The organism is Pseudomonas sp. SWRI81 (genome assembly GCF_014268545.1).
Classification (GTDB): domain Bacteria; phylum Pseudomonadota; class Gammaproteobacteria; order Pseudomonadales; family Pseudomonadaceae; genus Aquipseudomonas; species Aquipseudomonas hamedanensis.
The window spans coordinates 34,594-47,211 of record NZ_JABWQS010000047.1 but is presented as its reverse complement, the minus strand read 5'-3'; the positions used below and the strand labels follow the sequence as shown (position 1 = coordinate 47,211).

9 protein-coding genes are annotated in these 12,618 nt (G+C 61.1%); 8 read left to right on the top strand and 1 reads right to left on the bottom strand.

The window, feature by feature from the left end; genetic code table 11:
• Positions 1–82: 82 nt before the first annotated feature.
• Complete coding sequence (locus HU765_RS22980; RefSeq protein ID WP_186623167.1) at positions 83–712, bottom strand: glutathione S-transferase N-terminal domain-containing protein; 630 nt, start codon at positions 710–712, stop codon at positions 83–85.
• 1,089 nt (positions 713–1,801) lie between these two features.
• Here HU765_RS22980 and HU765_RS22975 point away from each other — a divergent pair.
• The 8 genes from HU765_RS22975 (at position 1,802) to HU765_RS22940 (ending at position 12,503) form a co-directional block, all read left to right on the top strand.
• A complete protein-coding gene (locus tag HU765_RS22975) occupies positions 1,802–2,626 on the top strand; it encodes an energy transducer TonB (protein ID WP_186623165.1) in 825 nt (274 codons plus the stop codon).
• A 45-nt stretch (positions 2,627–2,671) separates the two neighbouring features.
• On the top strand, positions 2,672–3,379 hold the full coding sequence (locus tag HU765_RS22970; protein WP_122703670.1) for a MotA/TolQ/ExbB proton channel family protein: 708 nt from the start codon (positions 2,672–2,674) through the stop codon (positions 3,377–3,379).
• Entirely contained in the window at positions 3,379–3,780 is a 402-nt protein-coding gene (locus HU765_RS22965) for a biopolymer transporter ExbD (RefSeq protein ID WP_186551787.1), read from the top strand. Before HU765_RS22970 ends, HU765_RS22965 begins: the two co-directional genes overlap by 1 nt.
• A 208-nt stretch (positions 3,781–3,988) precedes the next feature.
• Positions 3,989–6,700 (top strand): TonB-dependent receptor, encoded by a 2,712-nt coding sequence (locus tag HU765_RS22960; RefSeq protein ID WP_186623163.1) that lies wholly within the window; start codon positions 3,989–3,991, stop codon positions 6,698–6,700.
• Positions 6,701–6,900: 200 nt separating this feature from the next.
• On the top strand, positions 6,901–8,766 hold the full coding sequence (locus HU765_RS22955; protein ID WP_186623162.1) for an extracellular solute-binding protein: 1,866 nt from the start codon (positions 6,901–6,903) through the stop codon (positions 8,764–8,766).
• Between the two features lies 1 nt (position 8,767).
• Positions 8,768–9,832 (top strand): microcin C ABC transporter permease YejB, encoded by a 1,065-nt coding sequence (yejB, locus tag HU765_RS22950; protein ID WP_186551784.1) that lies wholly within the window; start codon positions 8,768–8,770, stop codon positions 9,830–9,832.
• Complete coding sequence (locus tag HU765_RS22945; RefSeq protein ID WP_186623161.1) at positions 9,832–10,854, top strand: ABC transporter permease; 1,023 nt, start codon at positions 9,832–9,834, stop codon at positions 10,852–10,854. Before yejB ends, HU765_RS22945 begins: the two co-directional genes overlap by 1 nt.
• A gap of 14 nt (positions 10,855–10,868) precedes the next feature.
• The gene (locus HU765_RS22940; protein ID WP_186623160.1) at positions 10,869–12,503 is read left to right on the top strand and encodes an ABC transporter ATP-binding protein; all 1,635 of its coding nucleotides are present in this window, start codon (positions 10,869–10,871) and stop codon (positions 12,501–12,503) included.
• Positions 12,504–12,618 lie beyond the last annotated feature (115 nt).

The window sequence follows — 12,618 nt, the reverse complement described above, 5'->3', positions numbered from 1 at the left end:
CGATAGCGGTCTGTCAGCCAACTGTATTTCTAGCTGACAGACCGCTATCGCGAGCAGGCTCACTCCTACAGGGGGTGCTATGTCAGCCTTGAGACGGCCAATGCCGCTCAAACACCGGCGCCAGCACCGAGTGGCGGTCAATCCTCTGCAACCACGCATAAAACCCCGGCCGGGTCTGGCGCAGATGTTCACGGCTGCCGGCCCAACGGCTCACCACTGCCGCCAGCACATCCAGCGCGCCCGGCGTTTCATCGTCCAGGTACAGCTCGCCGGAAAACTGGTCGGCAAACACCTCCCAACTGAAGTGCAGACGCTGACGCGTGCCGGCGATCAGGTTCTGCCGTGCGCTCTCGTCCGCCGTCATCAGCCAGCGCTCGGGGTAGTCGATGATGCCGATGGCCGCGTAGCAATTGCTGACGATATAGGCCAGTCCGCGAATCGCCTGATCGCGATCAGGCGCCTTGGCCGGCAGCAGGCCGGACTTGGGAAACGTCAGGCCCAGATGAATCAGGATCGCCGCGCTCTCGGTCAGGGCACTGCCGTCGGGCAGTTGCAAAGTCGGGATCTGTTTCAGCGGATTGAGTTTGCCCAGCGCCTCGGCGGCCTCCGCGCTGGCTTCGGTGTCGATGAACCGATAAGCAATCTGGCACAACTCCAAGGCTGCCTCGATGGCAGCTGCGCCGGAATTTTTATGCCCGTAGAGCTGGTACATGTCCGTTCCCCCTAAAAGGCCATGGCAACAGGGTAGATGGCTGGCTGGCCTGATGTAGAAAATTCTGCCGATGTATCGCGTTTGGCACGTTTTTCCCATGCACTGCCGACTTGCGAATTCAATCCTCGCAAAACAGCGCTGGCGGTGCCCATCCCGCACCAAGAGCATTCATCGAACGCTATCCGCGTTCTTGTAAGGTGCGATACCGAGCCAAAAGTTCGTGTATCCGAGCTGGCAACAAGGAGTTCACCGCGTGAATCTTCAAACGCTGCGCCGCCCAATCGACACAACTCATATTCATCACCAGGCTCGAGTTCATCTGAACATCATCGGGCTGGCGCACTTCTCCTTTATTACCTGAACCCATACGCACACCGATTGTGCTTGGCGATCAATATTCGCCGAGCGCAGCGTGCTATTTAGTTTTTAAATATGACTTTGCATTAACAACCTGAAAGCGGATTGTCGAACAATAAATTTCGAAGTTTAAACGTTGCACCAAAAATGAACCCGCCACTGTGACGCAGCTCGCTGTTGGCATTCAACTCGCTCAAACAAAAACAAGGAACATGCCCTGTGAGCCACTAATACATTGACCCGCACCAAATCGATCCGCCGCGCACCATCGCGCGCTAAGCCTGATCGCAGAGCAGACGCTCTATCCCGCTGATTGGCGCGATACAGCGCTCACCCTGTCTCGCACTCGAAAAAAGCCCTCTGCAAGGACTGAAGGCCCCGTGTGCGCTACAGGAAAGCCATGCTCAGCGCCGAACTTATATAAATGCGACATCGGTAACCCGAAGATAATTAGCCCTACGCAGCGCTGCAAGTTTTGGCACATCCGTTGCAAAGTGTAACAGGCAAGAGACATACAGAACGTCTCCACCGACACAACAACAGCCAAGGAAAGGGTAATGAACAATCAGAATAGACGGCGCTGAGCCAGTAAGTTTGCCCGAGCCTGCATAAACAGATAGTCAAACTATCGGCTCGCGCACACCTTGAAGAAAGTTGCACCCAATCACTCGAACATTCGCCATATGTTCGGACGGCACTTTATTGCCCTTCATCTGACCCGAGGGAGCTTTAATGAACGATGCGGTAAAGCACAAAACCCTGCCGGGACCGTTCCGGGAAGCGCCGGTCCCGCCGCCAACGGGCAGGCCGGCGTTTACAGCCAACACTTCACGACCCGGCGGGTTGAACAAACCACAGATGGTGCTGCTGATAGCCGTGTCGGCGCTGATACACGGCGGCGCGTGGTGGTTCTTTCATCAGGCGCGGCCGGAGCCGCTGCCTACGCCGCCCGAGATTCCGGAAATGACCGTCGAGCTGACCAGCCCGACGCCACCGGCCCCGCCGACACCGGAACCACCGCCGCCGCCCCCGCCTCCACCGCCGCCGGAACCCGAGCAGCCGGTGGAGGACGAGGACGCGGTCAAGCCGCCACCTAAACCGGTGGAAAAACCCAAGCCGATCGAGAAACCGAAACCGGTCGAGAAGCCAAAACCAGTGAAAAAAGTCGAGCCGCCGAAAGCGCCACCCACCCCGCCACAACCGGCCGCCCCTGCTGCGCCGAGCACACCGAGTGCACCGCCGGCGCCGGCTGCTGCGCCCGGTCCGGTCAAGGAATCGGCAGCGATTTCCGGCCTCGCCAGCCTCGGCAACCCGCCGCCGGAATACCCGTCGCTGGCGCTGCGACGTAACTGGGAAGGCAGCGTGGTGCTGCGCATTCAAGTGCTGGCGAACGGGCGTGCCGGTGCGGTGACGGTGACCAAGTCCAGCGGCAAGCCGCAACTGGATGAGGCGGCCGTCGCGGCGGTGAAGAACTGGAAGTTCATTCCGGCCAAGCGCGGCGACACGCCAATCGACGGCTTCGCCACCCAGACCATCGATTTCAAATTGCCGCAATGACGGCGCAACCGACTCATTACTGATTAAAGCAAGCGAGGTGTAGCCATGAACGATTCACTGTCTTCGATGATTGTCCCCGGTGTGCTCTGGGGCCTGGTGCTGTTTTCTGTGGTCAGTTGGGCGATTCTGTTGGTCAAGTCGGCCCAGTACCTGCGCCAGAAAGCGCAGAACAAGCAGTTCACCAAAGCCTTTTGGAGTGCCCCCGACCTGCTCACCGCCGCCGAGCACGCGAGCCAGTATCCCGGCTCGCTGGCGCGCATCGCCAGCAGCGGTTTCGAAGCCTTGCTGGTCGAAGACTCGCCGCGCACCACCCAGCAACTGGCGCACACCATCAACCGCTCCGACAGGCTGGAACGCAACCTGCGCCAGCAGATCCAGAAGGAGCGCCGTTCGCTGGAAAACGGCCAGGCGATCCTCGCCAGTATCGGCAGCACCGCGCCGTTCATTGGTCTGTTCGGCACCGTGTGGGGAATCATGGAAGCCCTGCAAAGCATCGGCGAAACCGGCTCGGCCAGCCTTGAAGCAGTCGCCGGCCCCATCGGTCACGCGCTGATCGCTACAGGCGTGGGCATTGCCGTCGCGGTGCCGGCGGTGCTGATTTACAACTTCTTCCTGCGCCGGCTGAAACTCGCCTCGGCCGACATGGATGACTTCGCCCACGACTTCGACGCCCTCGCCTCGCGCAGTGCGTTTTCCATCAGCCGCCAGGCCATCGCCAGCAAAAGCACCAACGCCGTGCGGGAGGCCAGCTGATGTCGTTCTCCACTCAAGACAGCGATGAAGTGCTCAGCGAAATGAACGTCACGCCGCTGGTCGATGTGATGCTCGTGCTGCTGGTGGTGTTCATCGTCACCGCGCCGCTGATGACCAACGCGATCAAGGTCAATCTGCCAAAAACCGACGCCGTCGCCCCCGCCGAGAAGAAAGACCCGGTGGTGGTCAGCGTTGATCAGGACGGCAAGTTCTATCTGGCCAAAACCGAACTGGCCCCGGAATCCCTCGAGGCCAGCCTCAGGGAGGTCAAGGCCAAAGACGCCGAGGTGCGCGTGCAATTGCAGGCCGACGCTGCCGTCAATTACGGCCAGGTGGCCAAGGCCATGGCGTCTATCGAACGCTCGGGCATCAGCAAGATTTCGGTGATGACCACCCACTGAGTGCGGTGCCGGGCGGCTGTTGCAAGCAGGCGCCCGGCACCGCTGAAAAGAATCCCGTCGCACCCGGCCGACCGAAAAAACGCCACGCGTCTTCGGAGGGGATCGGCTTGCTTGAAGAAAGTGGTTTTCCGCACGCGGTATCACCGGAAGCGGAGCAATGAGCGGCTCACAAGGCCAATTCGATAACGTCTGATAATCGGAAATAACCATGCTGATGAACACTCCACGCTTCACGCTCAAACCTTTGGTGGCAACGATGTCTCGCCACCGTTTTGTTCCGCTGTATCTGGTGGCCATGGGGATGGGCGCCGGGACCGTGCAAGCGGCCGAGGACGACAACAGCAGCGTGCCGGCAGCCGCTGTCGTGGCGGCGCCGACCACGCAACTGCAACGGGTCGAAGTGACCGGTTCGGCGATTCGCCGGGTCGATGCGGAAACGGCGGTGCCGATCACCATTCTCAAGGCCGACGAGCTACGCAAACAGGGCGTGACCACCACCGCCGAGCTGGTCCAGCGCATCACCGGCAGCCAGTCGATCAATAACAGCGCCGGCTCGGTCGGTGCGGCCACGGGCGGTGCGTCGTTTGCCGACATGCGCGGCATCGGCGCGAACAAGACGCTGGTGCTGCTCAACGGTCGGCGCCTGGCCAACAACGCTTTGTCGGGCACCAACTCGGCGGGCGGCGCGGTGGATCTGAACATGATCCCGTTTGCCGCCATCGAGCGTGTCGAAGTGCTGCGCGACGGCGCCTCGGCCCTGTACGGCACCGACGCCATCGGCGGCGTGATCAACTTCATCACCAAAAAATCCCTGACCGATGGCGCGTTGACCCTCGGCGGCGAAACCCCGACCCACAGCGGCGGCGGTGCGACCAAGGACATGAGCGCGAGTTGGGGCTACGGCGACCTGGAAGAAGACCGCTTCAACGTCCTCGGCGTGTTCAACTACAACAAGCAGCAGAACCTCGACGCCAACGACCGCTCGTTCGCCAATGACTACTCGCCCGGTCGTGGTCTCGATCAGACCTCCGGCACCGCGTTCCCCGGCAACTACAGCCAGAACGGCAACGCCACCAACCCGTTGGCCAACAGCAATTGCAACGGTCCCAACCTGATCGGCCGCGACGGTTTGTGCCGCTTCAGCACCCGTGAATACATCGACCTGGTGCCGCAGACCGAAAAGACCTCGTTCTTCGGCAAGACCACCGGCAAGCTGGGCGACGACCACAACGTCAACCTCGAATATTTCTGGTCGCGCAACAACAACGCCACCGCCGTCGGCCCGGCACCACTGACCGGTCTGAGCCTGGATTCCTCATCGCCGTACTACCCCGGCAACGGCATCACCCCGGCGCCGACCGATTTCGCCCTCGACCCAACGCAACCAGTCGATGTGAACTGGCGCGAGACTGCTGCAGGTCCGCGCGAATCCAAAGACCAGAACACCAGCCAGCGTTTTCTGTTGAGCTTCGACGGTCTGGTCGGCGGCTGGGATTACAACCTCGGCGCCTCGTATAACCAGAATAAAATCGTCTCCAGCGTCACCAGCGGTTATGTCAGCGATCAGGCGATAATCGACGGTCTGGCCAGTGGCTTGCTCAACCCGTTCGGCCCGCAAACTGCCGCGGGTCAGCAGTACATCGACGCCGCCGCGTACCACGGCGCCTACTCCACCGCCGTGGGCCGCGTCGCGGGTTTCGATGGCCGGGTCAGCCGGGAGATTGGCGACTGGTTCGGCGCAGGCCCGGCCGGTCTGGCCTTGGGCGGCGAGTACCGCAAAGAGAAATTCCATCAGGACTTCGAGGCGTTTGCCGGCGACATCCAGAGCCTGGGCATCGACCCGGCCGGCAGCGTCGAAGGCGACCGTAGCGTCAAAGCCGCCTATGCCGAAATCAACGTGCCGGTGCTCGACAGCCTCGAGTTGTCCGCCGCCGTGCGCCACGACAAATACAGCGACTTCGGCAGCACCACCAACCCCAAATACTCGTTCCGTTATCAGCCGCTCAAAGAGCTGGTGGTGCGCGGCGCCTACAGCGAAGGCTTCCGTGCGCCGTCGCTGTACGAGCTGTATTCGCCGCGCAGCATCACTTACACCCAGGGCTACTACAACGACCCGGTGCTGTGTACCGGCGGCGTGGTGCAACCGGGCGGCAACGGTGGCCGCGATTGCGGTCAGCAGTTCCTCAACCAGATTGGCGGCAACGAGGATCTGGCCCCGGAGAAAGCGCGCAACGTGACCCTGGGCTTCGTCTATCAACCGATCAGCAACCTCTCGGTAGGTCTGGATTTCTGGTGGATTCACATCTCCAACCAGATTCAGCCGTTCCCGGAATCCACCGTGTTCGATCAGGCCGGCTCGTATCAGGATCGCTTCGTGCGCAACGCCGACGGCACGCTCAACTACATCGTCACCGGCAACGCCAACCTCGGCATCGTCGAAACCAACGGTGTCGACGTGTCGCTCGACTATCGCTTCCCGAACACGCCGTACGGTCAGTTCGGCCTCGGCTTGCAGGGCACCTATGTCGACGAGTACGACTTCCAGAGCACCATCAAGGGGCCGTTCACTGACAAGGTCGGCGATTTCCAGGGTGACGGCGTGATTGCGCGCTGGAAGCACAACCTCACCGGCAGCTGGAGCTTTGGCGCGGCGCGGGCAGCGCTGACCAACCGTTTCACCACCGGTTACAACGACTACGACCGCGAAACTCATGCGCGCGTGGCGTCGTATTCGGTGTGGGACCTGTCGGCCGGCTACACCTTCAACAAGGTGCTGGATGTCGATGCCGGGATGAAAAACGTGTTCGACCGCAACCCGCCTTTTTCCAACCAGGCCTACAACTTCCAGAGCGGTTATGACCCGCGCTACACCGACCCGCTGGGCCGGACCTTGTTTGCGCGCATGACGTATCACTTCTAACGGCACAAAACACCGCAACACCGGATGAATGCAAACCTTTGTGGCGAGGGAGCTTGCTCCCGCTTGAGTGCGCAGCACTCACAAGGAATCTGCATGGTCAAGCTGATTTTGGGGGCCGCTTCGCAGCCCAGCGGGAGCAAGCTCCCTCGCCACAGTTTTCAGCGTTGCTAGTGAGTTTTCGGGCTTAGAGGAAAAACTTCATGAGATTCATGCGCAACATGGCTGGCCTGCTACTCGGCAGTGCGCTGCTCTGCGCCGGCACCTCAGCGCTGGCCGCTGGCAGTCATGCGCTGACGGTGTATGGCGAGGCGCCGAAGTATCCGGCCGGTTTCAAGCATTTCGATTTCGTCAATCCGGACGCCCCCAAAGGCGGTTCGCTCAGCCGTGCTTCGATGGAAATCGGCCAGTACAACTACATCACCCCGTATGCCGATCAAGGCATTTCCGTGGTGCAGGTCAATGACTGGGTGTACGCGCCACTGGCGTTCCGTTCGCTGGATGAGCCCTATACGGTTTACGCGCTGGTCGCGCAGCAGATCGAGCGCGATGCCGAAGGTTTGTGGGTGCGTTTCACCCTTAACCCCAAGGCACGCTTCGCCGACGGCACGCCGATCACCGCCGCAGACGTGCGCTACACCTTCAACCTGCTGATGACCAAGGGCAGCCTGAGTTATCGCCAGCAATACGCCGACGTGCAAGACGTCTTGATCGAAGGGCCGCGGCAGGTGCGCTTCACCTTCAAGAACAACCTCAATCGCACCCTGGCGCTGGATCTGGCGACGATGCGTGTGTTGCCCGAGCACTGGTGGAAAACCCGTGACTTCGCCAATGGCGGCGGTTTCGAGCCACCGCTGGGCAGCGGCCCATATCGGGTGAGCAAGGTCGACGCCGGGCGCAGCATCAGTTTTCAGCGCGACCCGGACTGGTGGGGCAAGGACTTGCCGGTCAGTCGCGGCCTGTACAACTTCGACAGCCTGACGGTGAATTTCTACGGCGACACCGACGTCGCCCGCCAGTTGTTGCAGGCTGGCGCGTTCGATTACAACCGTGAGTTTTCCTCATCGGGTTACGTCGTTGGCTACGACAGCCCGGCCCTGCGCGACGGGCGCTTGCAAAAAGCGATTCTGGCACCGGAAAAACCTACCGCTGCCCAAGGCTTTGTATTCAACCTGCAGAACCCGATCTTCCAGGATCGCCGGGTGCGCCAGGCGATCAGCCTGCTGTGGGATTTCGAGTGGACCAACAAGCAGATGATGCGCGGCTTTTACGTGCGCCAGAACAGCTTCTGGCCCAAGAGCGAAATGGCCGCCAGCGCCCTGCCCGACGCCGAAGAACTGAAGATCCTCGAACCGCTGCGCGGCAAAGTGCCCGACGAAGTGTTCACCACGGTGTATGAGGCGCCGAAAACCGATGGCAGCGGCTACATCCGCGACAAGCAACTGCAAGCGCTGAAGCTGCTCGCCGAGGCTGGCTGGACGGCGAAAAACAATCACCTGGTCAACGCCGCCGGCGAGCCGCTGGAGTTCACTTTCCTCGACGGCCAGGGTGGCTTCGATCGCATGCTGCTGCCGTTCAAACGCACCCTCGCGCAGATCGGCATCACGCTCAATTTGCGTCGCATCGACTCGGCGCAGTACATCAACCGCCTCAACGCCCGCGACTACGACATGATCGTCTGCGCTTTCCCGCGCAGCGGCGATCCGATCGTTTCCCCGGGCCGCGAGTTGTACAGCCTGTACGCCTCGCAAAGTGCCACGCAAATCGGCAGTTCGAACGCGATGGTGCTGGCCGATCCGGCGGTCGATCAACTGATCGACGGACTGGTCCAGGCCAACAGCCGCGAGGCCATGGTGCATTACGCCCGTGCGCTCGATCGGGTGCTGCAATGGGGTTACTACATGATTCCCAACTACTACTCCAAAGGCACGCCGACGGTGTATCAGAACCGCTTCGGCATGCCCGCCGTGCAACCGGCCTATGACGAAGGCCTCAACACGTGGTGGGAAGTCTCGGCCAAGCCGCTGACGACTCAGCAGATGAGCACTCAACTCGCGGGGGGCAAATGACATGCTGCGTTATCTGAGCCGCCGTTTACTGCTGATCATCCCGACGCTGTTGTGCATTCTGGTGGTGAATTTTCTCATCGTACAAGCCGCGCCCGGCGGGCCGGTGGAGCAAGCCATCGCCCGCCTGCAGGGCTTCGGCGGGCACAGCATGGGCGGCGGTGGCGAGGTCGCCGCGACTGGCGGCGCCGGGCGCAGCAGCCGTGGTCTGGACCCGGCGCTGATCGAGGAAATAAAACACCATTACGGCTTCGACAAACCGCTGCACGAACGCCTGTGGCTGATGCTGAAAAACTACGCGCAGCTGGATCTGGGCAGCAGCTTCTTTCGCGGCGCCAAGGTCACTGACCTGATCGTGCAGAAGCTGCCGGTGTCGCTGTCACTGGGCTTGTGGGCGACGCTGATCACCTACCTGATTTCGATCCCGCTGGGCATTCGCAAAGCGATCAGGAACGGCAGCGCCTTCGACGTCTGGAGCAGCACGGCGATCATCATCGGCTACGCCCTGCCAGCGTTTCTCTTTGCGATCCTGTTGATCGTGGTGTTCGCCGGCGGCAGCTACGTCAACTGGTTTCCGGTGCAGGGGCTGGTCTCGGACGATTTCGCCACATTGAGCACATTGGGCAAGGTCGGCGACTACCTCTGGCACTTGGTGTTGCCGGTCACAGCGCTGGTGATCGGCGGTTTTGCCACGCTGACGATCCTGACCAAGAACAGCTTTCTCAACGAGATCAGCCGCCAGTACGTAATCACGGCGCGCGCCAAGGGCCTGACCGAACGCCGCGTGCTTTACGGCCATGTGTTCCGCAACGCGATGCTGTTGGTGGTGGCCGGGGTACCGTCAGCGCTGATCGAGGTGTTTTTCGCCGGCTCCCTGCTGATTGAAACCGTCTTCAATCTCGATGGCCTCGGGCGCATGAGCTACGAAGCAGCAGTGTCGCGCGATTACCCGGTGGTGTTCGGCGCGCTGTTTCTGTTCACCCTGTTCGGCCTGCTGATCAAGCTGATCGGCGACCTCTGCTACACCCTGCTCGACCCGCGCATCGACTTCTCGGCGAGGACTGCCTGATGTTCACACTGTCTCCACTGGGTCAGCGCCGCGTGGCGCAATTCAAGGCCAACCGCCGTGGGCGCTGGTCGTTGCGGCTGTTTATCGGTCTGTGCCTGATCTGCCTGGGCGGTGAACTGATCGCCAACGACAAGCCGCTGGTGATCCGCTACCACGACGCCTTCTACTTTCCAATTCTCAGCGATTACCTGGAAACCGATTTCGGCGGCGAGCTGCCGTTTCAGCCGGACTACGCCAGCAGTTACGTGCACAAGCTGATCGAGGATCAGGGCGGCTGGATGCTGTTTCCGCCGATCCCGTTCAGCTACGACACGGTCAACTATGACCTCACTGAACCGGCGCCGAGTCCGCCGTCATCGAGCAATTGGCTGGGCACCGATGATCAGGCGCGGGATGTGTTGGCGCGGGTGATTTTCGGCACACGGATTTCGATTCTGTTTGCGCTGATCCTCACCGCCATCAGCGCATTGATTGGCGTCGTTGCCGGGGCGTTGCAGGGTTACTACGGTGGCTGGGTCGACTTGCTCGGGCAACGTGTGCTGGAAATCTGGTCGGGGCTGCCGGTGCTGTACCTGCTGATCATTCTGTCCGGCTTCGTCTCGCCGAGTTTTTGGTGGTTGTTGGGGATCATGGCGCTGTTCTCGTGGCTGGCGCTGGTCGATGTGGTGCGCGCCGAGTTTCTCCGTGGGCGCAATCTGGAGTACGTAAAAGCCGCGCGGGCGCTGGGCCTGAGCGACAGCGAACTGATGCGTCGGCACATTCTGCCCAACGCGATGACCTCTACCCTCACCTACCTGCCGTTCATTCTCACCGGCGCCATCGCCACGCTGACCGCGCTGGATTTTCTCGGCTTCGGCATGCCCGCCGGCACCGCGTCGCTGGGCGAGTTGATCGGCCAGGCCAAGCGTAACCTGCAAGCGCCGTGGCTGGGACTGACAGCGTTTTTTTCCCTGGCGCTGATTCTGTCCTTGCTGGTTTTCATGGGTGAGGCCTGCCGCGATGCATTCGATCCCCGATCCTGATCCCCGGAGCTGAGATGAACGACAATCTGATCGAAATTCGCGACCTGCGTGTGGCCTTCGCCGGGCAGGCAGTGGTCCACGGTTTGAACCTCGACATTCGCCGTGGCGAGTGCCTGGCGCTGGTCGGCGAGTCCGGCTCGGGCAAGTCGGTGACGGCGCACTCGATCCTGCGTCTGCTGCCAGGCAACAGCGTTAGCAGCAGCGGCGCAATCCGCTACAACGGGGTCGACTTGCTGCACGCCAGCGAACAGCACATGCGCGGCTTGCGTGGCAATCGCATTGCGATGATTTTCCAGGAGCCGATGACCTCGCTGAATCCGCTGCACACGGTGGAAAAACAAGTCAGCGAAGTGCTGGAAATCCACAAGGGCCTGAAGGGCCGCGCTGCCCGCGCGCGCACCTTGGAGTTGCTGGAACTGGTTGGTATTCGCCAGCCGTTGCAGCGACTCAAAGCCTATCCTCATCAACTCTCCGGCGGTCAGCGGCAACGGGTGATGATCGCCATGGCGTTGGCCAACGAGCCGGAACTGTTGATTGCCGATGAGCCGACCACGGCGCTGGACGTGACGGTGCAGCAGAAAATTCTCGAACTGCTGATCGAGCTGCAGCAACGCCTTGGGATGTCGCTGTTGCTGATCAGCCACGACCTCAATCTGGTGCGGCGAATCGCTCAGCGCGTGTGCGTGATGCGTCAGGGCGAGATTGTCGAGCAGGCGGATTGCGAGACGCTGTTCCGAGCGCCGCAACACCCCTACAGCCGCTTGTTGATCGAGGCTGAACCGAGCGGCGCGCCGGTACCCAGTGAGTACGATCACAACCTGCTCGAAGTCGATGATTTGAAGGTGTGGTTTCCATTGCCGAAAAACCTGTTCAGCCGCCAACAGGATTACATCAAAGCCGTGGACGGTGTCAGTTTCACCCTGCAACGCGGCAAGACGCTGGGCATTGTTGGCGAGTCCGGTTCGGGCAAGTCGACGCTGGGTCAGGCGATCCTGCGGCTGGTCGAATCGCAGGGCAATATCCGCTTCGGCAACAAGCAATTGAGCCTGCTTAATCAGCGTCTGATGCGCCCGTTGCGGCGGCAGATTCAAGTGGTGTTTCAGGACCCGTTCGGCAGCCTCAGCCCGCGCATGTCGGTGCAGCAGATCATCGCCGAAGGTTTGCTGACCCATGGCATCGGCAGCGAGGCCGAGCGTGAGGCGGCGGTGATCCGCGTGCTCGGCGAAGTCGGTCTCGATCCGCAGAGCCGTCATCGTTATCCCCACGAGTTTTCCGGCGGCCAGCGCCAGCGCATTTCCATCGCCCGCGCGCTGGTGCTGGAACCTTCGCTGATCCTGCTCGACGAACCGACTTCGGCGCTGGATCGCACGGTGCAGAAACAGGTGGTGGAGTTGCTGCGGCAATTGCAGATCAAGCATGGGCTGACCTATCTGTTCATCAGCCATGATTTGGCGGTGGTACATGCGCTGGCGCATGACTTGCTGGTGATCAAGGACGGCAAGGTGGTTGAGCAGGGTTCGTCGCGGGAGATTTTTGCTGCGCCACAACACCCCTACACCCAGGAACTGCTCAACGCCTCGGGCCTCAAGCCACACACAACCCCTTGTAGGAGTGAGCCTGCTCGCGATAGCGGTATGCCTGTGACATAAATGCTGGCTGACACGACGCTATCGCGAGCAGGCTCACTCCTACAGGGTGATCGGTGGTGTCTGGAATTTATTTTCCCGGCCCTGCATCCAATCGCCTCCGCCACGGGTAGTCCCT